The 25,847-nt window shown below is 45.0% G+C and carries 19 protein-coding genes, 2 tRNA genes and 1 pseudogene; 8 read left to right on the top strand and 14 right to left on the bottom strand.

The features are described 5' to 3' along the window. Positions 1-72: 72 nt before the first annotated feature. On the bottom strand, positions 73-864 hold the full coding sequence (locus tag AOT82_RS12110; RefSeq protein ID WP_083328945.1) for a dienelactone hydrolase family protein: 792 nt from the start codon (positions 862-864) through the stop codon (positions 73-75). Positions 865-1,278: 414 nt separating this feature from the next. On the opposite strand from AOT82_RS12110, the gene AOT82_RS12115 reads away from it, so the two are divergent. Then, a complete protein-coding gene (locus tag AOT82_RS12115; RefSeq protein ID WP_071003254.1) occupies positions 1,279-3,366 on the top strand; it encodes a catalase in 2,088 nt (695 codons plus the stop codon). Between the two features lie 254 nt (positions 3,367-3,620). Then, on the top strand, positions 3,621-4,409 hold the full coding sequence (locus AOT82_RS12120) for an MBL fold metallo-hydrolase (RefSeq protein ID WP_071003256.1): 789 nt from the start codon (positions 3,621-3,623) through the stop codon (positions 4,407-4,409). A 74-nt stretch (positions 4,410-4,483) separates the two neighbouring features. Here AOT82_RS12120 and AOT82_RS12125 read toward each other — a convergent pair. The 4 genes from AOT82_RS12125 to AOT82_RS12140 all read right to left on the bottom strand — a co-directional run bounded on the left by AOT82_RS12125 (position 4,484) and on the right by AOT82_RS12140 (position 8,542). Continuing rightward, positions 4,484-4,559: transfer RNA gene (locus tag AOT82_RS12125), tRNA-Lys, on the bottom strand. A 202-nt stretch (positions 4,560-4,761) separates the two neighbouring features. Continuing rightward, positions 4,762-4,837, bottom strand: a tRNA-Lys gene (locus AOT82_RS12130). A gap of 194 nt (positions 4,838-5,031) precedes the next feature. Continuing rightward, entirely contained in the window at positions 5,032-6,981 is a 1,950-nt protein-coding gene (locus AOT82_RS12135; RefSeq protein WP_071003781.1) for a MacB family efflux pump subunit, read from the bottom strand. A 250-nt stretch (positions 6,982-7,231) separates the two neighbouring features. Next, positions 7,232-8,542 carry an efflux RND transporter periplasmic adaptor subunit gene (locus tag AOT82_RS12140; protein WP_071003258.1) on the bottom strand — a complete coding sequence of 437 codons (1,311 nt, stop codon included), beginning with the start codon at positions 8,540-8,542 and terminating at the stop codon, positions 7,232-7,234. 40 nt (positions 8,543-8,582) lie between these two features. On the opposite strand from AOT82_RS12140, the gene AOT82_RS12150 reads away from it, so the two are divergent. Further along, a protein-coding gene (locus AOT82_RS12150) for an IS3 family transposase (RefSeq protein WP_379542921.1) occupies positions 8,583-9,658 on the top strand; the annotation gives its coding sequence in 2 pieces (ribosomal slippage) (positions 8,583-8,801 and positions 8,804-9,658; 1,074 coding nt in all). 343 nt (positions 9,659-10,001) lie between these two features. Here AOT82_RS12150 and AOT82_RS12155 read toward each other — a convergent pair. The 3 genes from AOT82_RS12155 to leuS form a co-directional block, all read right to left on the bottom strand. Next, entirely contained in the window at positions 10,002-11,087 is a 1,086-nt protein-coding gene (locus AOT82_RS12155) for a DNA polymerase III subunit delta (RefSeq protein WP_071003260.1), read from the bottom strand. 160 nt (positions 11,088-11,247) lie between these two features. Further along, positions 11,248-11,961: an LPS-assembly lipoprotein LptE gene (locus AOT82_RS12160; RefSeq protein WP_083328947.1), complete on the bottom strand. Its 714-nt coding sequence runs from the start codon at positions 11,959-11,961 to the stop codon at positions 11,248-11,250. Between the two features lie 50 nt (positions 11,962-12,011). Further along, positions 12,012-14,699, bottom strand: coding sequence for a leucine--tRNA ligase (gene leuS / locus AOT82_RS12165; protein ID WP_071003262.1), 2,688 nt, complete (start codon positions 14,697-14,699; stop codon positions 12,012-12,014). 236 nt (positions 14,700-14,935) lie between these two features. On the opposite strand from leuS, the gene AOT82_RS12170 reads away from it, so the two are divergent. Next, positions 14,936-15,307, top strand: a complete 372-nt coding sequence (locus tag AOT82_RS12170; RefSeq protein ID WP_071003264.1) for an arsenate reductase — start codon at positions 14,936-14,938, stop codon at positions 15,305-15,307. Positions 15,308-15,392: 85 nt separating this feature from the next. Here AOT82_RS12170 and AOT82_RS13965 read toward each other — a convergent pair whose 3' ends face one another. From AOT82_RS13965 to AOT82_RS12195, 6 genes are all read right to left on the bottom strand, one after another. Next, complete coding sequence (locus tag AOT82_RS13965) at positions 15,393-15,566, bottom strand: hypothetical protein (RefSeq protein WP_197496697.1); 174 nt, start codon at positions 15,564-15,566, stop codon at positions 15,393-15,395. A gap of 24 nt (positions 15,567-15,590) precedes the next feature. Then, positions 15,591-16,493 carry an acetylglutamate kinase gene (gene argB / locus AOT82_RS12175; RefSeq protein WP_071003266.1) on the bottom strand — a complete coding sequence of 301 codons (903 nt, stop codon included), beginning with the start codon at positions 16,491-16,493 and terminating at the stop codon, positions 15,591-15,593. A 74-nt stretch (positions 16,494-16,567) separates the two neighbouring features. Continuing rightward, complete coding sequence (locus AOT82_RS12180; protein WP_071003267.1) at positions 16,568-18,424, bottom strand: phosphomannomutase; 1,857 nt, start codon at positions 18,422-18,424, stop codon at positions 16,568-16,570. Between the two features lie 177 nt (positions 18,425-18,601). Continuing rightward, on the bottom strand, positions 18,602-19,066 hold the full coding sequence (gene dut / locus AOT82_RS12185) for a dUTP diphosphatase (protein ID WP_071003269.1): 465 nt from the start codon (positions 19,064-19,066) through the stop codon (positions 18,602-18,604). Between the two features lie 126 nt (positions 19,067-19,192). Further along, positions 19,193-20,584 (bottom strand): magnesium transporter, encoded by a 1,392-nt coding sequence (gene mgtE / locus AOT82_RS12190; RefSeq protein ID WP_167669402.1) that lies wholly within the window; start codon positions 20,582-20,584, stop codon positions 19,193-19,195. A 120-nt stretch (positions 20,585-20,704) separates the two neighbouring features. Continuing rightward, the gene (locus AOT82_RS12195; protein WP_071003273.1) at positions 20,705-22,738 is read right to left on the bottom strand and encodes a UvrD-helicase domain-containing protein; all 2,034 of its coding nucleotides are present in this window, start codon (positions 22,736-22,738) and stop codon (positions 20,705-20,707) included. A gap of 179 nt (positions 22,739-22,917) precedes the next feature. Here AOT82_RS12195 and AOT82_RS12200 point away from each other — a divergent pair, with 179 nt between their 5' ends. From AOT82_RS12200 to AOT82_RS12215, 4 genes and pseudogenes are all read left to right on the top strand, one after another. Then, positions 22,918-23,358: an IS5/IS1182 family transposase gene (locus tag AOT82_RS12200; RefSeq protein WP_071003275.1), complete on the top strand. Its 441-nt coding sequence runs from the start codon at positions 22,918-22,920 to the stop codon at positions 23,356-23,358. A gap of 8 nt (positions 23,359-23,366) precedes the next feature. After that, a pseudogene (locus tag AOT82_RS12205) lies at positions 23,367-23,750 on the top strand (transposase family protein); the annotation flags it as partial. A 666-nt stretch (positions 23,751-24,416) separates the two neighbouring features. After that, entirely contained in the window at positions 24,417-25,040 is a 624-nt protein-coding gene (ndhC, locus tag AOT82_RS12210; protein WP_071003278.1) for an NADH-quinone oxidoreductase subunit A, read from the top strand. A gap of 137 nt (positions 25,041-25,177) precedes the next feature. Next, the gene (locus AOT82_RS12215) at positions 25,178-25,846 is read left to right on the top strand and encodes a NuoB/complex I 20 kDa subunit family protein (protein ID WP_058024548.1); all 669 of its coding nucleotides are present in this window, start codon (positions 25,178-25,180) and stop codon (positions 25,844-25,846) included. Position 25,847 lies beyond the last annotated feature (1 nt).

Genomic DNA, 25,847 nt, shown 5'->3' on the forward strand with positions numbered 1-25,847 from the left:
CTCACCGATGATTCGTTGAGGTGTTTTTTTTTGCATTGCTTATATGGTGACTGATATTTTTATACGATTAGATTATTTATACTCATCTGCTAAGAAGTCCAAATAACGTTTCCAAGAGCGCTCATCGGCGCGTGCATCATATCTGTCACTGCCAAATACGCTAAAGGCATGGGGTGCGCCGCTATAGGTAATCATCTCGTGCGGTACGTTGGAGGCCTCCAAGGTCTTGCCTAGCGTTGCAAAGCTCTCTAGAGAGACAGACTGGTCAGCTGAGCCGTGGAATACCAATATCTCGCCAGTGGTCTTGTCATAACTTTGACCGGTCGGAGTATCAAAGGCTCCATGGAAGGGGACAAAGGCTTTTTGCGGGAAGCCTGAACGGGCTAACTCTAATGCAACCGTACCACCGAAACAGTATCCCATGGTCGTGCCGTTGCGCACATCATTACCCTCCAGTCGTCCAGCATTTAACGCACCTTGTAGTATGCGGCGCATTTTGTTGCGATCGTCATACAATTCGCCTGTTAAACGCTTATTTTCTTCGACAGAGGTCGGACGAATGCCTTGCCCAAACATGTCTGCTGCCAGTACGTTGTAACCTTCGTTCGCTAGCATATCAGCGCGTTTGCGCTCATAGTCGGTTAGACCATCCCAGTCATGAATCAACAAGATAAAAGGAGCGTAGGGCTTATCGGCTTTGGCGTAATAGCCCTCGTATGCTTGGTTATCCACTGTATAAGTGACGTTCTTGGTCGTGATAGCGGCAGCGGTTTGGCTGATGGTCAATGCCAGGAGCCCCATTGATGCACCCGCCAACAATGAGCGGTAAGGTTTTTTGGACGAGAAATTCGAAGTTGGTAACATAGTCGATAGCCTTATAGTTATATAAAAAAGAGATAAATATATGGCTAAAAACCATGCCAATGTTATTTATCGATGATCTCTAGTACGCCATAAAGCATACCTTAAAGAATAACTAAATTACAAGATTGGATTGTTAACGTTTAGGCTGGCTCAAAAGCCGTCAAGCGGTTGAGTGACTGTGCACGTAAACTTTAACCAAACATCAACAACTTTCACTATATACGCAACTATAAGCGACTTAGTTTTTGGGTAAGATAAACCGTATGCCTTTTATTCCTTTATCTTTTTTAATAATTGGTCATGCAGCATCACAGACAGATGAAGTCAGTATTATCCCAAAGGATACAACACCTGTGTAAGCACATTTTTAATGGTCTTAGAAGAGACTATTTTACTCATTAGATAGGATGTTTTATGAATAATAATATCGATCATACCGACCCAGCCAAAGATATGAATACTGAACGCGGCAATGGGGGCGAAACCCATCAGCGCGCAGGTGATGACACCAAAGTATTGACTACCCAACAAGGCGTGGCTATCAGCGACAATCAAAACTCACTAAAAGCAGGCGCACGCGGTCCTACGCTATTAGAAGATTTTGTACTACGTGAAAAGATCAACCACTTTGACCATGAGCGTATCCCTGAGCGTATCGTCCATGCGCGTGGTAGTGCGGCACACGGTTATTTTGAGCTGACCGAATCATTAGAAGAGTATACAACGGCCAAAATTTTGACTGAGACGGGTAAACAAACACCACTTTTTACCCGTTTTTCGACCGTTGCCGGTAATAAAGGCTCAAAGGATACGCCCCGTGACGTACGCGGATTTGCAGTCAAGATGTACACAGAAGAAGGTAATTGGGATTTAGTCGGTAATAATATGCCGATCTTCTTTATTCAAGATGCCATTAAGTTTCCTGATCTCATTCATGCAGTCAAGCCGGAGCCGGATCGCGGGTTTCCGCAAGCGGCCTCTGCACACGATACCTTTTGGGACTTTGTCTCGCTAAGCCCAGAGACGATGCATAACCTGATTTGGCTGATGAGTGATCGTGCATTGCCGCGTAGCTTTAGCATGATGGAAGGTTTTGGTATTCATACCTACCGTTTGCTCAACAAAGAAGGTAAGAGTACTTTCTTCCGTTATCATTGGAAACCAGTAGCAGGTGTACAGTCGCTTATTTGGGATGAAGCTGTAAAAATATCTGGTGCTGACCCTGATTATAACCGCCGTGACATGTATGAAGCGATTGAAAATGGTATGTATTTTGAGTGGGAGCTTGGTGTACAGCTCTTTACCGAAGAAGAGGCCAATGAGTTTCCATTTGACCACTTAGATGCCACTAAGCTGATTCCAGAAGAGCTAGTGCCAGTTAAAATCATCGGTAAAATGGTACTAAACCGTAACCCAGATAATTTCTTTGCAGAAACTGAGCAGGTAGCCTTCTGTCCATCGCATATACCACCTGGTATCGACTTTAGTAACGATCCCTTACTGCAAGGCCGTTTATTTAGTTACTTAGATACGCAGTTGTCACGATTGGGCTCACCAAACTTTGTTCAGATTCCTATCAATGCGCCTAAATGTCCGTTTGCAAATAACCAGCAAGACGGTCATATGCAAATGCAAGTGCCTAAGACTCGTGTGCTTTATGAGCCTCAAAGTCTAGATCTAGACCGTCCACGTGAAAGTCCTCAAAAAGGTTTTAACTCGTTTCATGAAAAACTGGACGATGGCGTAAAAGGTCGTATCCGTGCTGAGAGCTTCGCTGATCACTATAGTCAGCCACGTATGTTCTATCGTAGCCAAACCCCTGCTGAACAAGCACACATTGCATCAGCCTACGCGTTTGAGCTGGGTAAAGTAGATACTGCGCATGTTCGTACTCGCGTGCTCAGTCACCTTATCAATATTGATGAAGATCTAGCTAATCGTGTTGCCAATGCCTTAGGTATGGAGCTACCAGAAGCGGCAGAACCAGCAGCACCAGTACAAGATATGGACACCTCTAAGCCTCTGCAAACGATTGGTCGTACGCCTAAATCACTAAAAGGCCGTTTGGTTGGTATCTTAGTGGCTGAAGGATCAAACCATGAGCAAGTTAAGAAGTTTGAAGATGCTATTAATGCTCAAGGCGGTATGGTCAAAATTGTTGCTCCTAGCAAAGAAGTCAAGCTTGACGACAATACGCGTATCCAAGCAGATGAGCGTGTTGCTGGCGCACCCTCTGTATTCTTCGATGCGGTAGTGAGTATCATTATGCCGGATCAAGCTAAGAAACTGGCGGAGGATAGCTCAACGCTAGATTGGTTCACTGATGCTTATGTACATTGCAAAGCGATTGCTTATTGCGGTGCAACGGATGAGTTTATCTTAAGTAAACTTCCTGTAGAAAAAGATGAGTTTGTCACACCGCTCGCTAAGCTTGACAGCTTTGTAGAAAATGCAAAATCTCGTCTATGGGAGCGTGAGCCTAAGGTTCGTGACCTTGCGTAATCGCTAGCATAATTGATGGTATCAGCTTTAAATCTATAAAGTAAATACTTAATGTAGAAAACCCAGCCTAAGCGCTGGGTTTTTTGCGTTTTTACTGGAAGTATAAACGTAGTCATTAATGATGTTACGCATTATGCGACTATTATCAACCGTATCTATAGTCACAAGCGTTCACTGAAAACGATTTGTTTTGTATTGATTATCGCTATACTAAAAATACAAAGACACTAGGATCAAATGATCAGGGATGATAAATGAGTTCGTGTGAGATTGTACGCTTAGAGGGCTATATCCAAAGTAGCTACCTTGCGGTGTATCCAGATAAAATCATGCTACTAGACGGCTGCTGCCGTGCCGATGTGCCAATGGTGCTTGGGTATATCAAAAATACTCTAAATAGGCCGATAACAGACCTAAAAGTGGTGGTGGTCACCCATATGCATCCGGATCATGCGGGTGGTGCGCGCAAGTTTCGCCAAGAGACTGGCTGCCGCATTATCTCTGCTGATAAGAAAAGTCAGTGGTACGGCGGTATTGGTGGACGAGCGATGCATTTTGTCGATATGAATCTTGCGTACTATGTAGCGCGGCGGCAAGGTCGCCCATTCAAAAATCTGTACTATTCGGCAAGCCTAAAGCCAGACATTACTGTCACAGACGGTGACTTTGTCCCAGAGTTTGATGAATGGCAAGTGTTAGAGACGCCTGGGCATACCGATCGCGATCTGTCTTTATTTCATTTGCCCAGTCGTCAGGTATATACGGCTGATCTCATCATTAAATTGCGCCATAAGTTTGTGGCGCCATTTCCTGTCTATGATCCCAAAGCTTATAAGCAATCGTTAAAAAAAATAAGAGATTTAAAACCATCAATGGTAATGATGGCACATGGTCGAGAGCGTGCAATGAGTGAGGTAGAGTTTGATGCGTTCATCGACCAAGCCCCCAAGTATCCGCGCACGATTAAAGATACGATCAGACATAAACTGCTATGGCGTAAGAAAGGCAGCTTCCGACTTTTTAAACGGCGACATCATAAGTAGATATAAAATAAAGGATAGAAAGTGCAGCCGAAAAAAAGCCCAGTTACTATGATAGTAACTGGGCTTTTCAAATATGGTGGGCTGTCCGCGACTCGAACGCGGGACCAATTGATTAAAAGTCAACTGCTCTACCAACTGAGCTAACAGCCCTGAGAAGCGTGTAAAAATGACACTGCAATTTTAGCTTCGCAAGAGAATATTCTTTAAATAGAATTTTCTAAAAGTTATGCTAACAATAAATGTATATTATTGCCAACAAGAGTAATTCATTTAAAAAAGAGCTTTTTAAACTTAACTTTATTAAACAACTACCGGATAGGGTAGAACGATGAATAAAGGTTAAACTAAAATATGGTGGGCTGTCCGCGACTCGAACGCGGGACCAATTGATTAAAAGTCAACTGCTCTACCAACTGAGCTAACAGCCCTAACGTTTAAAGTGTTTGTATCCCTAAACGTGAGAGCACATTATATATATAATTCTGACAATTACAACCCCACAGGATAAAAAAAGTGTAATTCTCTTATAAAATTGCCAATTTATTCCAGTTTCTTTAAATTTTTGCCATTATATCGATATTGACTGCTCTATTTTTGGCTAAAGCGAGTCAATACTCAATTATTAGTCTCGAGAAAGCGCCTCAACAGGATCTAGTTTGGCAGCATTACGTGCTGGCAAGAATCCAAATACTACGCCAATCAATGTCGAGCAAACAAATGCGGCAATAATAGAAGTCGGTGAGTAGATGACTTTGAAACTGTCACCGCCCACACTATTAATCAGCTCACCAATGGCAAATGCCATTCCAATACCAATCAGTCCCCCTAGGATACAGACTAGAACGGCCTCAATGAGAAATTGCTGCATGATGTCGCTTTGACGCGCACCTACTGCCATACGAACACCAATCTCATTAGTGCGCTCGGTGACAGAGACTAGCATGATGTTCATGACCCCAATACCACCAACAATCAACGAAATAACTGCAACTGATGAGATAAGTAGGGTCATCGTACCTGTCGTTGACTCAATGGTTTGACGGATAGAGTCTGAATTTCGTAGCTCAAAGTCATCTTTGCCATGGCGACTTTCTATCAAGTCAGAGATGGCCGTCTCTGCGGCACTAGAAGAGATACTATCATCTAACAACGCCACAAAGCGGTCGATATTGGTACTACCGGTGACGCGCGACATCACTGTCGTATAAGGCATATAGATAGTAGGCGTCGTTACACTGGGACCAAAGCCACCATCGCTCTCTTCAAGTACGCCAATCACGCGTCCAGGCACACTACCAACCAATATTACCTCGCCAACAGGGTTATCAATGTCTGAGAAAAAGGTCTGTTTAGCGTTGTCATCGATGATGATATCTTGACTACGTAATGTAATGCTTTTTGCATCAAACCCTTGGCCCAGTGCTAATGTCTCACCAGTGACGGTTAGATAGTCTTCACCAACGCCATTGACGGTAGCATCCTCCTGTATATTACGATAGCGGACACTAGAGCTGGCATTTACCTGAGGGCTGACGCTGATAATATAGGGCTGATTGCCGACCGCCTCTGCATCTTCTGGTGTCAAATTGTCATCATTATAGCGGCGTCTAGGATCGCCTCTAGGGTAGCCATCATTGACAGTAATGGTATTGGTACCTAACGAGCTGATATTGGCAAGGATTTGCTGCTGAGAGCCTTGTCCAAGACCTACGATAGATACGACTGCGGCAATACCGATAATAATGCCGAGCATCGTTAGTAGAGTACGCATCTTATGCGCGCGCATGGCAAGCAAAGACATTTTGAAAGCTTCAAGCAGTCGATCAATAAAACTACCAAAGGCACTTTTGCGATGCTCGCCAAGGATAGATTCTGGTTTTTTGTCTGTATGCTTATAATGCTCAGTTTGATAGTCAGCGATGACATGGCCATCTTTGAGCTCAATCACACGCTCTGCTTGTGCTGCTAGTTTTGGATCATGAGTGACCATGATAATGGTATGACCTTGTGCGCTGAGGTCATGCAAAATCGCCATGACATCTTCGCCAGACTTACTGTCTAGGGCACCAGTTGGCTCATCTGCTAAGATAACATCGCCACCATTCATCAGTGCACGAGCGACAGAAACACGCTGCTGCTGTCCACCTGAGAGCTGATTGGGACGATTGTTGACCTTATTGCCAAGGCCGAGGTCAGTTAGTAGCTTCTCAGCACGATTGGTGCGTGCCTCGGTATCCATGCCCGCATACACGGCAGGGACGGCGACGTTGTCTTTGGCACTGATATCACCAAGCAAATGATAGCGCTGAAAAATAAAACCAAAGTGCTCACGGCGCAGTTCTGCTAGCTGATCGGCATCAAGCTTACGGGCGGATTGACCATAAATCTTATAATCACCAGCAGTGGCTTGATCTAGACAACCTAAGATATTCATCAAGGTGGACTTACCAGAGCCTGACTGTCCAATGATAGCGACCATCTCACCTTGGTGAATCGTCAGACTGATATCATGCAAGACGCGAATGGTTTGCTCACCAGCAGGGAACTCTCTGATAATGCCAGATAGTTCCATAATGGGCTTGCCTGATGCAGAGTGGGTAGCGGTATTGGTTTTTGCTAAGTTGTTTGAGCGATTAGCAGAAGTGTGTGACCCTAAGTTTTGAGCCGTGCTACTTTCAGAGCTATCTTCAGTCGACGGTTTAGGAGATTGAGATATAGTCATAGCAGTGTCTTTAATAAAGGCTAATAAGCGTTATAGTGTTGTTATGAAAGGGCTGCTATGTTTAGCAAGCCTTTCTTACTCAACATAGTCAAAGCACAAGTTACATTCGAGGTCCGCCAGGTACGCGGCCGCTATCTGATTTCTTACCGCTCTCTTCACTGATGATTACTTCTTCTCCTTCTTTCAAACCGCTTAAGATTTGCGCATTTACTCGGTTATCAATACCGACTTCTACAGTACGCTCTTCTACGGTTCCGTCATCTTTTAATACACGTACAAACTTGCCCGTTGTTGATTTGCCTTTTTCTTTAGCTCGCTTTTCTTGTATCACTGTTGATGGTACTAATAGAGTATTTTTGGCTTCGTTGACGATGATATATATCTGTGCCGTCATATCGATTCGGAACAAGCGGTCAGGGTTTGGTACTTCTACGTAGCCGACGTAATAGATAGCAGCGTCTGTCGAGCTGGTGCTACTGATCTGCTCTGGGGCAGGTTCGATAGCGGTTAATGTCGCATCATACTGTTTGTCTGGATTACCGATAATATTGAAATAAGCAGGCATACCAGCACTGACGTTAATGACATCAGCTTCTGAGATTTGCGCGTTGATACGTACGGTCGATAAATCTGCTAACGTCACCAATGTGGGCGCCGTTTGGTTAGCATTGACCGTAGTACCTTGCTCAGTCGTAATAGAAACGACTGTACCTGATATTGGTGCACGAATCGTGGTATAGCTTAGATCTTCTTCAGCAGTACTGACGTTGGTTCGTGATTTGCGTAATGCTGCTTGCTGACTGTTGATATTGGCTTCTGTGGTCGCAATCGCGGCTTTAGCTGTGTCGATAGCCGCACGTGCATTGGCAACGGCTGCTTTTGCAGTCTCGACACTGGTCGCCTGTGTTTCATATTCTTGTTGTGAGATAGCATCGATAGCGACTAAGTCTTGCAAACGGGCAAAATCAGACTGTGCTTGTTTGAGCTCAGATTGGCGGCTAGCAAGATCGGAATAGGCACTTTTTAGTGCTGCCTGTTTGCTGAGCGATTCTGCTTGCGCACTTTGTAGCGCGGCTTCACTTTGCTCAAGGCTGGCTTGTTCGTTGCTCAGGTTGTTTTTTTGGGTCACTTGGTCAATCTGTGCGATCAAATCGCCTTGCTTGACTTCATCACCGACTTCAACGTACAGGCGTTTTACCTCGCCAGATACCTGCGCGCCGACATCAACGGTATTTAACGCTTTTACTTTACCAGACGCCATGACATTGTTTTCAATATCACCGACTTCAACGGTTGCGGTTAAATAGTTAGGTGCGGTTTCTTCTGGTTTTAAAAAAGTATAGGCCAAAGCCCCTAATGCTACGATAATTAAGGTGATGATGTAACTATCCCCTAAAATAACACAGCTCAAACGTAGAATTTCTTATAAAATACCCATAAGGAGTTTTGATATGAGCAAACGAATGACTGAGACCCAAATAGTATCCATTTTAAAAGAAGCAGAAGCTGGAATACCTGCTAAAGAGCTGTGCCGTAAATACGGGATTGCTAGCTCGACTTTCTATAAATGGCGCTCCAAGTACGGTGGTATGGAAGCTTCTGATGTTAAGCGATTAAAAGAGCTTGAAGAAGAAAACCGTAGGCTCAAACAGATGTATGCTGATTTAAGCCTCAAAGCGCAAATGCAGGAAGAGATCATAAAAAAGCTATAGCGCCTGTACCCGAGCGCAAAGTCTGGGCGCAAGAATTACAGGCGCAGTATGATGTCAGCATTGCAGTGAGTTGTCAGGTGGTCTGCATGAGTCGAACCGCTTACTACTATAAGCCTAAGCTATTTGATGATAGTGAGATTGTTGATGTCTTAAATGAGCTTACTGACAAGCACAATCGCTGGGGCTTTCCAAAGTGCTTTAAACGTATACGTAAGCTTGGCTATTCATGGAATCATAAGCGCGTACATCGAGTTTATACAGCGTTAAACTTAAACCTACGCCGCAAGTCTAAAAAACGCTTACCAACACGTAACCCTCAGCCGCTAAGTGTGCCAAATGCATTGGGGCATACATGGTCAATGGACTTCATGAGCGACAGACTACACAACAATATTCGCTTTCGAACCTTTAATGTGATTGATGATTATAACCGTGAGGTATTAGGCATTGATATTGGTACCAGTATTCCCTCACTCCGAGTGATTCGCTACCTTGATCAGCTGGCTGAGTGGCATGGTTATCCTAAGCAAATTCGTGTGGATAACGGCAGTGAGTTTACATCCAGGGTATTCACTGATTGGGCATCAGCTCATGGCATCTATATTGATTATATCGAGCCTGGCTGTCCTTATCAGAACGCTTATATTGAACGGTTTAATCGCAGTTATCGCAATGAGGTTTTAGATTGCTACCTTTTCAACAATTTAAACGAGGTCAATATGCTGACTGAAGACTGGATCAAGGTTTATAACAACGAAAGACCCCATGATTCACTTAATGATATGACACCTGCTGAGTACAGGCAGGTGGCTTAACAATTCTACGATGATGTTGTGTTAAGAATGGGGTATTTACAATGACACCCCATTTAATAGCAGATTTTCTGCTTATTTTGCGCATGACAACAATCCAATCACAATTAAATCAAGTGTAGATATAGTAGAGACTTCATGTGCGAAAGGGAATAATAATTAGTTTACGAAAGGTTAAGGCCTATGTAGTACAGTTTACATAACAGCAAGTAAGCGGCTGTTAATGGATAAATATGAGGAAAAGATGGATATGATAAGAGGTAGTAAGGGAGAGGCCTTTAAAATGCTACTTGGTAAAATAAGGCATAGGGCGTGATAGTGAATGACGACTGGCTATCACGAAGTACTATCGTATGGTAAACAAACGCTTGCCTGCCAGCTCCAATGCCGCTTGCAGTAGTAACTCCCACGCTGGTTGGCGAATAAGGCCTTTGATGGCTTGGTCACAGCGATAGAGCAGAGGAGGCCATTCGCTCGTTTGTTCTTTTGACTGACGGCGGCACGCTTGTTGGTATAACCCTTGCTTACTACGCCAAATGCCTAATGCTTGAGGGTCTTGACCATCCATCAGTTGGATAATTTGACGCATGTCTTTGCTAATAGCCCAGAGTACTAAAGTAGTAGGCTCATCGGTCGACTTTAGCTGAAACATGATTTTGGCAACCTGCGTGCTATTACCCGCGAGCATCGCATCAGACAAATCAAACACACTAAATTGCGCGTCGCTGACTAAGGCTGCTTGTAAGTCTGCAATATCCAATGCCACATTATTTACTGGCTGTGTAAAACTATTAGAGTGCTCGTTATCTTCATCATTATCACTATTGCTAGTAGCTAATTGCGGTGCAAACAGATAAGACAGGCGCCATAGCGTTTGATAAGCACTGAGTAGGTGGTGCTCAGTGTGAGACATGAGGAGTTGCCACGCTTCTTGTGACAATCGTAGGCCGAACTTTTGCGCCTGTATCTGCAATAACTGCTGGCGCTGCTGCTCGTTGTATAAATTACAATCAATGACATGACCGTACTGTGAAAAAGGGGTAAACCACTTGCTGCTCTGACTGCGTTTGTCTTGCTTAGGTGTGAGCCATAATACGCTATGACTGTGCGCACCTGCTTGCGCTTCAATGGCAAAGCGCTCAAGCTCAGCAATCACCGCTTTATCAGGCTTGTGATTACCTGTCACGATCACCGCACTGGCATCATCAAATAGAGACTGGCTGCCAAGCTCTGACAATACCTCTTGCCAACTCTTCACCGATATCAGCTCTATACGTTTGATAGCATAATTTTGCGCGCGCCAATGGGGACGTAGTGCATCGATGAGCCATTGACTGAGCAGTGGCTCATCACCATGCGCCAGCCACAAGCCCGCAACTGAAACCGAAGATTGCAGGAGTTTGGGATAAGCTTGTATAAAGGTGTTTTGCATAGCGTGGTGGGACACAGGTTGGTAAGCAGATGATAGCATTTGTAAAAATATGGGAGCGCTGTCGAACTTGCTTAGCTGACTAAGTTAGTGCGTACGCTCGTTGTTCTTCATACTTAAATGGCTGCAAATGATAGAGCTTAATAACAATATTTGTTAAAAGTTACTTCTCAGGTAAGACAACAACCGTTGGCGTTGTGCCTTTATTCATCAGTACAGACTGCTTGGCAGCAGGTGCAACTTTTGGTAAGGAGATCGCCACATATTGATCCGTGATGCGACGTGCCAAGCTGTCATACAGCCAATCACGAATTTGGTCGCCTTGCTGGTCATCAGTACTGACTGATGCTTCATTGTACTGGTAGCTGCGCTCGACTTGAATGGGATTGGTAAGCGTGACTGGCTTGCCGTTCTCAATTGTCTGGTAGCTGACATCAGCAGAGAGTACCAAGCGAATCTCTGTCAATACACCCACCAACTCGTAACGTTTAAAACGCACGTTACTGATATCGATCGCTGCAATCGGTTTAGCACCAGCTTGTTGATTGCTGCGAATCACATCATCAACTGTCATATTGCCAATGACATCGACACCTAATGTGGTTAGGCGACGCGTCAATGGCAATTTTAGAGGAAATGAGGTGCGATTGTCTTCGATAATGATGGCTGTTTTGTTGGCATTGAGCAGCATTGGCGAATCATAGCCGCGTAGCTGAAAACCGCAACCACTTAGACCTGCCGTTGCACCCAATATCGCAAACATAGGTAATGCTGTGAGCAATGCCGTCGCAATCTTCTTTCCACCAGATTGTTTTGTACCAAAGTGCAGTGCGCTTGGCGTTGGTTGTGATTGCTCAGCTCGATGCTTATACGACATAAACGCTATCCTCATATGATAAAAAGGCTTAGAGCACTAAGCCTAGGCGACTAGCCTGCAACCACGATATTAACCAGCTTGTTGGGTACGACGATTTCTTTTTTGATCTCGCCTGTGATGAACTTTGCTACGCTTTCCATCGTTCGAGCTTGCTCTTTTAGTTGCTCAGGATCGCTGTTCGGTGCGACATCCATCTTACCACGCATTTTACCATTGACCTGAACGACCATTGTGATCATGTCCTGTACCAGCGCACTTTCATCAACAGTTGGGTAATCTAAGGTTAAAGTATCAAGGCCGAGCTGCTCAAGCAAATGCTCACCAACGTGCGGCGCATAGACAGAAAGCATAATCAGCAGATTGGTCAACGCCTCGTGTTTAACGTGTAGCTCTTGCTCGCTACTGGCGTTAAAGGCAGTCAACTCGTTGGCAAGTTCCATCAGGCTTGATACTGGAGTGTTGAGTGCTAAACGATCACCCAAATCACTATCAATCTTGGCGATGGTTTCGTGCGTTTTACGGCGTAAGTTTTTGGCTTCTTTACTCAGACCCTCTTTGTTCAATGTCGCACCGTTCAGCGTATCAATACTGATATTAGCTGCCGTTAGCGCTTGCATGTGATCATTAGCGATGCGCCATACTTTTTTCACAAAGTTGTAAGGGCCTTTTAGCGCGTCATCTGACCATTCAAGCGTCTGATCGGCAGGTGCGGTAAATAGTGTATATAGACGAACCGTGTCCGCACCGTATTTATCAATAGTCAGCTGTGGATCGACACCGTTGTTTTTTGATTTAGACATTTTTTCGATTTTGCCAATCGTGACTGGCTGACCATCCAGCTTTAAGGTCGCTTTGATCGGCTGTCCACGGTCGTTGTAGTCGATATCGATGTCTTCTGCAAAGTAGTAAGTGGTACTGCCATCCGCGTTGACACGGTAGAAGGTGCCAGCGAGTACCATACCTTGCGTCATTAGGTTGGCAAATGGCTCGTCGCCAGTGACCAAGTTTTCATCTCGCATGAGCTTATGGAAGAAGCGCGCATACAACAGATGCATCACTGCATGCTCAACACCGCCCACGTATTGATCGACTGGCAGCCATTTATTGGCAGCAGACTTGTTGACCATGTTTTGTGTGTCAGTTGGACTAGCAAAGCGGGCGTAATACCAGCTTGACTCCACGAATGTGTCAAAGGTATCGGTCTCACGCTCAGCAGGATTACCACATTTAGGACAAGTGGTATTGACAAACTCTGGTATATTCTTGAGTGGATTACCACGACCATCAGGTACGACGTCGGTTGGCAACACAACGGGCAAGTCTTGCTCTTCAACAGGAACCGTACCACAATGCTCACAGTTGATCATTGGGATAGGGCAGCCCCAATAGCGCTGGCGCGACACGCCCCAATCCCGCAGGCGGTATTGGATTTTTTTCTTGGCAAGCGATTTTGGCTCAAGTTTGGCAAGCATGGCATCAAACGCCTGCTCAAAATCTAAACCGTCAAACTCACCTGAATTGACCAGAGTGTTGCGCTCGGTATAAGCAAGATTGACTTCACTATCATTTGCCTTAGCATCTGCTTTTAAATCATCAAAATAGCCATCAGGGGTATTGATGACTTGTTTAATCGGTAGGTTGTACTTTACCGCAAATTCATAATCACGCTCATCGTGAGCAGGCACGGCCATCACTGCACCTGAGCCGTAGCTCATCAGTACATAGTTGGCGACCCAAACAGGCACTTCTTCACCAGTCAGTGGATGAGTGACGGTCAGGCCGGTATCCATACCGATTTTCTCGGCTTTGGCGAGATCGGCCTCAGCCACTGAACCTTTTTTGCACATCGCACAGAATTGGGCAATCATGTCGTCTTTTTCAGCAGCGTACTGTGCGAGTGGGTGTTCTGCGGCAACGGCGACATAAGTCACGCCCATCAAAGTATCAGGACGAGTGGTGAACACATCTAAGGTGTTTTCTTCGCCAGCAATCTCATAAGGGAAATGTACTTCCATACCGGCACTACGACCAATCCAGTTGCGCTGCATGGTCAATACTTCAGAAGGCCAGTGACCTTCTAGTTGATCCAAATCGTCGAGCAATTCATCGGCATAGTCAGTGATGTTGAAGTAATACATGGGGATGTCACGTTTTTCGACTGCCGCACCACTACGCCAGCCTTTACCATCAATGACTTGCTCGTTTGCTAAGACAGTATTATCAACGGGATCCCAGTTGACCGTCGATAGCTTTTTGTACACTAGGCCTTTTTTGTACAACTGCAAGAATAGCCACTGCTCCCACTGATAGTATTCAGGGCTACAAGTGGCAAACTCGCGTGACCAATCAATAGACAGGCCTAGCAATTTAAGCTGCGCGCGCATATTGTCGATATTGGCAAACGTCCATGCAGCAGGTGGCGTTTGATTGGCAATCGCAGCATTCTCAGCTGGCAAGCCAAAACCATCCCAGCCCATTGGCTGCATGACCTCATACCCTTTTAGGCGATAATAACGGCTTAAGACGTCAGAAATCGTATAGTTACGTACGTGGCCCATATGCAGCTTGCCGCTTGGGTAAGGGAACATCGACAGCATGTAACGACTTGGCTTGTCGCTTGGCTCATTGCTGACTTCAAAGCGCTTGTCAGTGGCCCATTTGGTCTGCTGCGCAGCTTCGATCGCTTGCGGGTTATAATGATGGTTGTCGGTTTGGTCTGCTGTCACGGCGTTGCTCATAGTCGGCTCGAAATTGGTTGATACTGATTTATTTAAGACGGATTTGTTTAATACTGATCAAAATAGGTGGAATTTGACAATGCCATAGCATAGCGTAATTTGGCAAAAATTGCGACGATATGATGCATTTGCTCATCAGGTTTGACGATTAAAAGTGAGGTATTTTTTATATCCAATCAGCCTCCGGTATAATAGAAACGTTCACCAGTATTTATGAGTAATGATAAGGAGTCATCATGACCATCACCGTTTACGGTATCAAATCATGTAGCACGATGAAAAAGGCGTTCAATAAGCTTGACGAGCTAGGCGTTAGCTATGAGTTTCATGATTATAAAAAACAAGGTGTCGATAAAGATACAGTACAGCGCTGGGTGAATGCGTTAGGGATTGATAAAGTGCTCAATAAGCGCGGCACAACATGGCGCAAGCTGACCGATGAGCAAAAGCAAGCAGCTGACGCCAGTGTGGACAATGCCATTGAGCTATTGGTTGAAAACACCAGTATGATCAAACGTCCGATTGTAGAAGGTCAATTAGCAGATAAAGATCAGCCGATACTGCTGTGCGGTTTTGATGAAGCGGAGTTTGAGCGTGTGTTTGGTTAAAAACGGTCATAAAACGCCTGAGCTAATAATTAAATCTTAGCTCGGGCTTGATAACGCCAACAATAAACCAAATTACACTAAAGCCCTAAATAATGAGCACATAGAGGCGGATTTGCTCCGCTGTCCAATCAAGGGCAAACCAGTCAATCATAAAAAACGACTTCCAGCCCTCTATCCACTTTGCGCCGCCATAGCCAATGACCCACCAGCAGTAGATACTTTCTAAGATAAATAGCAGAAACCATAGCGGAAGAGACATGACTGATTCCTGTTTTTAGCTGAATTAGGCCTCTATCTCACGGCTAATCAGTGTACCAACCCCTTCGTTAGTGAAAATTTCCAGTAACGTGGCATGAGGCACACGGCCATCAACGATAACGGCACTTTTAACACCGCTACGCACGGCATCAAGCGCACACTGTATTTTGGGAATCATACCGCCTGAGATCGTCCCATCTTCGATTAAAGCATCGACTTTCTTGGGTGTTAGCCCAGTCACTACCTCGCCGTCACGGCCCAATACGCCTTTGATATTGGTCAATAGCATCAGCTTCTCTGCTTGTAAAAACTCCGCCACCTTACCAGCGACTAGGTCTGCATTGATATTATAAGTATTGCCTTCTTTATCGACACCAAGTGGTGCGATAACGGGAATGAAATCAGAGGAGATGAGCATATTGATGACGTCTTTATTGACACTGACTACGTCGCCCACAAATCCTAAATCGACAGGCACCACGACACCGTCGTTACCGATTTTTTCCATCATCAGTTTTTTGGCACGAATCAAATTGGCGTCTTTACCCGTGAGGCCAATTGCGCGACCGCCGTGCTTGTTAATCAAGCTAACAATCGATTTGTTGACACTGCCGCCAAGCACCATTTCTACGATATCCATCGTGCTTTTGTCAGTCACACGCATCCCATCGATACGATCAGACTGACGACCCAGCTCTTTTAACAAGTTATCAACTTGTGGGCCACCACCATGTACAACGACTGGATGTATACCGACCGTTTTCAGCAAGACAATATCACGAGCAAATGAGCTTTCGAGTTCAGGATCGGTCATGGCATTGCCGCCATATTTCACCACGATGAGTTTATCAACAAAGCGCTGAATATAGGGCAGGGCAGTGGTTAATACTTCAGCGGTGTTTTTGGCGTCATCTAAATTAAGTGTCATTCCTAACTCCTAAAGGGCGGGTTTTAAATGGGTTGTTCTTTTTAGCATATTTAATCGATACAGGTTTAATGCCGTTATTCAGCAGGCATGGCGATAATCTGTGTTGCCAGCTCTGCATCAAATGGGCGACACAACGCGGCAAAGGTCGCTTGAATGTCTTTTAGATCATCCATGCTGTCACCAGCGAAGCGCGCAGTCAGGCTATTACTGGTATTTGATTGACGCAACACGCCAAATCCGTGCGCAAAATCCAAGCGCACACCATCAATGCAGCTAAGTCTAGTGCCTGCTGGCAATAAAGACTTGGCTTGTTCGACAGCTATATGGGATCTGATAGTGGAGCAAGTACAGACTGGTGACGCACATAAAGCCGTTGGTAGATTGGCGGCGTCTAGTCGGTAATCAGAAATATCAAACGAATCAGCATGAGTCGTCACGCTCGCTAGCTGCTGCAAGTAGGTACAAACCCTCGTTAATTGCTCCATGATTGAGCAATCTGTCCTAGCAGTCTGCGGCATCGGCAGATAATGATCTGCTGTACTGACCATGGCGGGCAAGCGTTGGAGAATATCTGATAGTGCATTTTTATCATCTAAGATATTACGAGACTTGACAAACCAATGCAGTAAGCGCAATGCAGCATATATGGCATCATCATAAGGGATAAAGCGGCCATCATTAAAAATAAAATGCCCTGATAGCTCACCTGCAAAGACAATTTGACTATCAGGATGCTGTACCTGTTGGCGCATAAAGCTGCTACCGGTTTTGCTAATCACTGGCATCGCGCCAAGATCCGCCAGTAGCTTTGGCAGATGATGCGCGCATTTAATATCAAATAGCACCTCAGACGCTAAGGAGCTGGTCAAAGAATCCGGACGTTCTGTTATGGCAATGCGTGCTAACAAGTAGAGTAGGTGATCAGGCATGACCACTTTGCCGTTATTATCAACGATCATCAAACGATCACCATCACCATCAAATGCTAAACCAATATCGGCACAATGAAAAGCAACAGCTTGCTGCAGCGCTGTTAGACGGTTGGGCTCGGCTGGATCAGGATTACCAAGAGGAAAACTGCCATCTGGCGTGTCATTGAGCACAATGACATGCTGGCAAAAACGGTCAAATAAGCGCTGAGTGATGTTGCCAGTGGCACCGTGCATACAATCAATAACCACAACCAAATCAAGCTTAGACGCTGTTTTTCGGTTGTTTGTAGGTGCTGTCTGATTATCCTGAGTCAACTGGCAAAAGACTTGCTCAATAGCCGCGATATAGACATCTGCTACTTGCTTGGCAAGCAGCTCTTTAAGCAAAGCTCTAGACAATTCAGTATTGCTGCTAATATTTATATAGTGTGAGTCTGGTTCTGAGTCTAAGGTTGCTTGCTCGACCTGATTTTTAGATAAGTAATGAGTATGAGAGATTAATTGTTGATAAAGGGCTTGTATCTCTAAGCTACTAGGAGATTTATGATTGACCAACCACTTGATACCCAATACGTCTTTGGCAGAGTGGCTGGCGGTTACAATAATGCCATGACCTTGATACTGCTTTGCCCAAAACGCCATCATGGGTGTGGTAACAAGACCGAGCTGGATAACGCATAAACCCTGTTGGGCTAATACAGTAGAGAGTGTACGTGCAATCGATTCGCTGCCATGACGCATATCGTAGCCGATCACCACGATAGTTTCGGCTACTGTATCCTCTTGAACATTCATGGTGCTATCGGGAGAATAAGTAACATCAGCAGTATTGGCATCGATATCTTGGGTTAGCGCTTGTGTCAGGTGGTGTGACTCAGCGCTATAGAGCTGAGCAAAACGATGGCCCAGCGCTTGTACAAACTCATCGGTGAAATGCGTGTTTGTACCACGGATGTCATAAGCACGAAATAAGGATTGCTGCGCCGCAAAAGATGGCATGGCTTATTCTCCTTATTGACGTGGTAAATAGGTAATTATGAATACAAAACGGGTAGCGTAACATTCTATTAATGTAAACAATTACTCTTAGTCGCCATCCCAATAATTATTTTAGCCACTAAACTGGCACTGCTAACCTGAAATCGCCACCTCAACGATCATTAATTGAGCGAATAATTACTGACGGCCTGAATGTCCAAATCCGCCAGCACCGCGCACGCTTTCATCACTGAATTCTGCAACCACTTCAAACTCAGGACGGGCAACAGGCACCACGATATACTGTGCCATGCGATCGCTTGGGTTGAGAACAAAGTCTTCGTTACTGCGATTCCAAATACTGACCATCAGCTCACCTTGATAGTCGGCATCAATCAGCCCAACCAAGTTACCCAAGACGATGCCGTGCTTATGGCCAAGGCCTGAGCGTGGCAATATCATACCGGCATAATTAGGGTCTTGAATATAAACAGCAAGGCCCGTACCGATCAAGTGGGTTTCGCCTGCTTTGATCGTTAAAGGCTCATCAATACAAGCGCGCAGATCGATACCAGCACTGCCATCGGTAGCGCGAGTCGGTAGAGAAAATGCTTCATCTTCAATAATTTTAGGATTGACTACTTTCACTTGTACAGCTTGCATAACACACTCACTTAACGATTTAGAAGTTTTATAAATTAAGACTATTTAACAATATTTTATAAACAACAATGATATATGAATAGCAATGCTGTGTTTTTATTGGATACTTTATTATTTAGCAATTCACTAGAGTATTAACACACTCGCCAAGCCTAAAAATGACATAAAACCAACAATATCCGTCACGGTGGTCAAAATCACCGAGGCAGACAAGGCTGGGTCAATGTTCATGCGCTTAAGTAACAGCGGTATACTAATTCCCGAGACATTCGCCGCCGTCATGTTGATCGCAATGGCAAAGCCAATGACAGCACTAATTTCGATGTCATGAAACCATAATTGGGCAATAAATGCCATGATGATCGCCCAAATGATACCGTTTATCGCGCCAACCCACAGCTCTTTATTAAGGAGCCAGACTCGGTTAGAACCACCGATTTGACCCATTGCCATCCCGCGGATAACGACGGTCAAGGTTTGCGAGCCTGCAATACCGCCCATGCTGGCGACCACAGGCATCAATATCGCCAGCGCCACCACTTGTGCCAAGACTTCCTCGAATTGTCCAATCACCGCGGCTGCCAAGAGCGCGGTACATAGATTGATACCCAGCCAAACACTACGGCTTTTGGCACTGGTCAAAATAGGCGCAAACAGCTCTTCGTCTTGACTGACACCAGCAAGATTTTTCATAGTGCTATCGACATCATCTTGGATAATCTCCATGATGTCCTCGCCATTTAGCTGTCCAACCAGCTCGCCATAGCTATTTGTCACGGGGGCGAAACGAATGTCTTCTGAACGAAAAATCGCTGCAGCATCTTGGATATCTAGGCGATCATTGATGGTGATAGCCGTATCAATCAGTTCTGAGACTAGGGTGTTTTGATCATGTTTAATCAGATCTACCAGACTCAATAGCCCAAGTAATTGCTGGCTTTGATCGACAACAAGCAGTTCTTGGCTTTCGTCATCGAGCAGATCCTCGTTTTCGCGTAGCCAATCCTGTACATCCGCCAGACAGATATCATCCCGTATTTGGATAATATCGGGATCCATGTAGCTCCCAACTTCCCAGTCATCATACGTATCAAGTTTATTGACTTGGACGCGCGTTTCTTCATCGAGCGTTGCCATGACTGAGGTACGTACGCTCTCAGTGACAGTATCCAAAATCTCAGAGATGTCTTGGGCATCAAGATCTTGGGTAAATAGCGAGATTTCTTGAGAAGAAATATTCTCTAATAATGGCTGGCGGGTATCGTACTCGAGCTCAGCAAGTACCTCACCTTTAATGCTCTCTGGTACTTGCTCCCAGATGAGTAGGCGGTTTTGAGTCGGGAAAGACTCTAGTAGGCTTGCAATTTCATACTCAGACTGCTTTTCTAAAAACTCTGTAATCGCCTCATATGCTTTATCAGCAACCAAATCCTGCAAATACAGCAGTTTATATTCGGCACTGTATTCAGCCGGATTATAATCTCCTGGTAGCACTGATGGTCGTTCCTGATCGGGCATCGAGGTAGGCATAAGGATTCCAATATCTTTTATAAAGTGTTAATAATAGCAAATGGCAAAACGTCGGGTTAGCGTTTGCCGAGTCAGTTCTTTTTGGCATCAGCACTGTCAATATTGATGTTAGCGCTTACCCAATAAAGCGCGAATATTGGCTAAGTACTCATCAGCGACCGCTTCTGGGTCTTTGATGGCTTTTTTCTTTTTGGCCTTGGCGGGCCAGTCAACATGATCTTCAGGTAGCTCGTCCAAAAATCTGGACTCTGAGGTCACGCGCATCTGACCACCGGCACGGCGCTGGGCCGCAAGCGTCAAAGTCAGCTCACGACGCGCGCGGGTGATGCCTACGTACATCAGACGACGCTCTTCTTCGATCGTCTCACTCATAATAGAGTTACGATGCGGTAGCATCTCTTCTTCAAGCCCCATGATATAAACAAAATCAAACTCCAAACCTTTTGCAGCATGCAAGGTCATTAGATTGACTTTGTTGGTGTTCTCTTCTTCTTGCTGCTGCTCGAGCATATCGAGCAAGACCAGCTTACGAATGATGGTATCAATCGTGCGGTCTTCGTCTTCTTCTGCGCGATTAATGAGAGATTGGATACTGGTATAGAGCATATCGATATTATCAATACGGTTTTTTTCTTGCTGCGGGGTTTTGGCATCGCTACGGACAAAATCTATATAACCCGTCTCATCAATCATTTGGCGTACGATTGGCACAGGATCAGGGTGTTGATCGAGCTCACGTGTATAGTGCTCGATGAACTCGCCAAACTCTTTGATCGTGCCATACGCTTTTGACGGCAACACATGAGCCAAGCCGGCATGAGTACAAGAAGCCAGTAGCGAGATACTATGCTCTTGAGCAAATAAGCCAAGCTTTTCTAGCGTAGCAGGTCCCATACCGCGCTTGGGTGTATTGATAATACGTAAAAACGCGCTGTCATCTTCAGGGTTCAAAATCAAGCGTAGATAGCCCATGATGTCTTTGATTTCACTACGCGCAAAGAACGATTGACCGCCTGATAGCTTATAAGGGACTTGTAGCTGGCGCAATTGTGCCTCAAGCATTCGTGCCTGAAAGTTACTGCGGTAGAGTACTGCATACTGCTCCCACTCATTACCAAAACGCAATTTGTGCGTGACGATTTCTTTGGCGACGCGCTCAGATTCATCATCATCATTACGGCAGTTGATAATCCGAATTTTTTCGCCTTGACCTTTATCTGACCACAGTTTTTTTTCAAATAAATGCTCGTTGTTCAGAATAACGGCATTGGCAGAGGTCAAGATACGGGTGGTTGAGCGATAATTTTGCTCAAGCATGACGATTTTTAGTTTTGGGAAATCTTCTTTTAGCAGTGCCATGTTTTCAGGCTTCGCCCCGCGCCACGCATAGATAGATTGGTCATCATCACCTACCACGGTAAAACGACCTTGCGGACCAACCAGATGCTTAATCATTTCATACTGGGCGGTATTGGTATCTTGATACTCATCGACCAATAGATAACGAATACGGTTTTGCCATTTGTCTCGCAGCTCTCTATTTTCACGCAAGATTTTGGTCGGCAGTACAATCAAGTCATCAAAATCGACGGCATTATACGCACGCAAGTTACGCTCATAAAGCGCATACAAGGTCGCAAAAATCATGTCTTCTGGATCGTCTAACGTCTCCATCGCCTTGTCAGGCTCAATCAAATCGTTTTTCCAATCAGAGATCATCTTGATGGCTTTACCAACCAGCTCACGACTTTCAGCGCCACTCAAGTTGTCGCGCATCATCAGCTCCATCAAGAGGCGCTTACTGTCATCGCTGTCCATGATAGAGAAGTTGCCTTTTAGTGGCGTATGCATCAGCTCATAGCGCAAAAACTGCAGGCCAAATTGGTGAAAGGTCGATACAGTCAAGCCGCGCGTTTTTTCGCTTGGGAGCAGTTTGCTCACACGGGCTTTCATTTCACGTGCCGCCTTATTAGTAAAGGTCACCGCTGTGATGCGCTCGGCTGGCATGTCGCACTCTTGAATCAGATACGCAATTTTACGCGTGATCACCGAGGTCTTACCGGAGCCAGCACCTGCGAGCACAAGTAGTGGGCCGGATACGTAGAGCATGGCTTCTTGTTGTTTGGGATTGAGTTGACTCATAACGTGACCTGTAAGACAAAAGCAAAAAGAGGGTAGCGCTGATATAGCACAATTGATATCTTAATAATGTTTGTTATAAGGATAATAGAATTTAAGGTTTGATGATGACATATTAGACCTCTTGCAAAAGTAGTTGTAAGACACAACGTATATTATTGAACTCTACTTACTTAATAGATATGCCAAACATAGATAAGCTACTCAAACAAAGTGACGCTGGTTTTAAACGCTACACTGGCATTCATAAAGCCACCTTTTATGACATGCTTGAGGCCATGCAAGAGCATGAAGCATCTAAGACCAAATCAGGCAGACCAAGTGTGCTCAGTCTTAAGGAGCAGATACTACTCGCCCTGACTTATTGGCGTGAATACCGCACGCTTTATCATATCAGTATGGACTTTGGTATTCATGAGTCTTCTGCTAGCCGTATCATTCGTAAAGTAGAAGACACACTGATTGACTCTGGCAAGTTTGAATTGCCTAAAAAGTTGCCTAGTCGTGTCGATGAGGACATCAATTGGTCAGTCGTCATTGTCGATGCCACCGAAACCCCTATTGAGCGTCCAAAAAAAACCAAAGAGACTACTACAGCGGCAAGAAAAAACAACACACCTTAAAAGCGCAGGTTATCGTTCATTGGCAAACTGGTTTGATACTTGATGTGCAAACCTGTAAAGGGTCAATCCACGATTTTAAGCTGTATAAAGATACTTGTCCTGACTGGTTACCTTGTGACGCCAAGCTATTAGCCGATAGTGGTTATCAGGGTATAGCAAAGTTACATAACCAAACTTTCACACCATTTAAGAAACCTCGTGGTGGTCAGTTACTGGAGATATGCAAACAGGCCAATCACTATCTGGCAAAGTTCCGTATTGTGGTTGAGCATAAAATAGGCTTAATCAAGTTGTTTAAAATCGTGGCTCATAAATATCGCAACCGTCGTCAGCGCTATGATCTTAGAATGAAGCTGTTTGCTGGTATCATTAATTCCGAGCTTAAACTATGACTTTTGCAAGAGGTCTATTGTAAAATTAGGTGGGTCATTATAAAGCAAAAACGGTCACTTTGGGGGAGGAGTTGGGTGATGAAAATAGGGTATGAGCGCACTTGATTTCTGGTAAATAGCGTGACAGCGTTTGCGCATCGAACAAAGCATGGATTTGGGGTTAATATAAGGTAACGTCTATATCATAATTTTTGGTAAAAAAAACACATTTTGTTTCATAGAAAATGACCGTCGAATACAGTTAAAAACTAGCTTTTAGGCACTGATATGCGTATAGTACATAAATAATTTATGCCAGTTGTCACGTCATTATTAACCACGTGTAATGAGCTATTAAATCAATTAAGTACGCAGTCAGATATGATATTGATTTAATACGTTGATCTTACGTTGTTAGAAGATGCGTTGGGCGACCAGCCTTTATCCGCGTGCATACCGGAATCTCTACCGTTGGTCAGGTCTGACATCGTCGTTAATAAGCTTGATAATTGGTTATTACCAGCAAAATACCTAACATGTGACTCAATGACAGTTACTTAAACACAGTGTCAGTGAATGACAACTGCTTTGTGTTTTCGTCTGCGTTATACCTGTCGTGAGGCGGCCTTAATGGGTCAGTGCCTGCGCTGTGTCTAACACTCGATTGGGTGAGGAGCACGTATTATCATGTCTGCTTTTAATTGGTCAGCAGTTGCTTTTATCTTAGCCGCCATTGGGCTAGTTGTCTTTATGCTGGTGGTACCGCGTTTACTTGGCGGTCGCTCTCAAGGCTTACAAAAAGAAGAGATATTTGAAGCGGGTGTTGTCGGATCTGGCAACGCCCGTATTCGTTTGTCTGCTAAATTCTATTTGGTCGCGATTTTCTTTGTGATTTTCGATTTAGAGGCGCTGTATCTCTACGCGTATTCTGTGTCGGTACGAGAGGCCGGCTGGCTTGGTTTTGCCGCTGCTGCTACCTTTATCACTATTCTGATTATCGGTTTGATCTATGAGCTGAGCTTGGGTGCGATGAATTGGGCACCTGCTGACAAGCTGCGTAAAAAGGCACGCTTATATGCCGCGCCTGCTGGCTTTAACTTAGCAGATATCACCAAGTTTGATGGTGCTCATGAGCTGATGGTCGATCCTACTGGTAAAGTACCCGCGCAATCATCCGGTCAAATCAATGTCTCAAACAATATTGAGACCAATCGCCGTCATCTACAAAACATCGATCATATTAATACCACAGGTAATGTGACGTCTGTGGATTTTGCGACGTCTGCACAAAACGACAAGCCTGCGCACTAGTGAGTGCTGCTGGCTTTCGCTGATCGCATTTTGTTGCAACGATTGCTTGTGATTGGCCCCTTATTAATAACGAAATTTTTGGCGACAGCGTATACAAGATGAGTATGACGCCAAGCCTAATATAAAGGTTGTATGTTATGAAATACACATTAACAAAAGCCAACCCTGATGCAGATACCTACCCTGCACAGACCCGCCAAACGGTCAATGATCCTATCGAAGATGAAGTCAATAAAAACGTCTTTATGGGTCGTCTCGAAGACCTCGTTCATTCGACAGCAAACTGGGGGCGCAAGCACTCGCTCTGGCCATTTAACTTTGGTACGTCTTGCTGTTATGTTGAATACGCCACTACCTTAACCGCCGTTCATGATTTGTCACGCTTTGGGGCCGAAGTTATCCGTGCCTCACCCCGTCAGGCAGACGTCATGATCGTTGCTGGTACATGTTTTGTCAAAATGGCCCCTGTTATTCAGCGTCTTTATGAGCAAATGCTTGAGCCAAAATGGGTCATCTCTATGGGTGCTTGTGCCAACTCAGGCGGCATGTATGATATCTACTCGGTCGTACAAGGGGTGGATAAAGTGATCCCTGTCGATGTGTATGTGCCAGGCTGTCCGCCGCGTCCAGAAGCATTGATTCAAGGCTTGATGTTGCTACAAGAATCTATCACCAAAGAGCGTCGTCCGCTGGGCATCCATGTCAATGAGCAGGGTATCTATCAACCGCAGATGACGCCTGAGCGTGACCGTAAGCAAGCAGATCGTATCGCTGTAAAAAACCTGCGTAGCCCAGACAGCATCTAAG

Origin of the sequence: Psychrobacter sp. AntiMn-1 (assembly GCF_001854065.1) — a bacterium.
GTDB classification, from domain to species: domain Bacteria; phylum Pseudomonadota; class Gammaproteobacteria; order Pseudomonadales; family Moraxellaceae; genus Psychrobacter; species Psychrobacter pacificensis.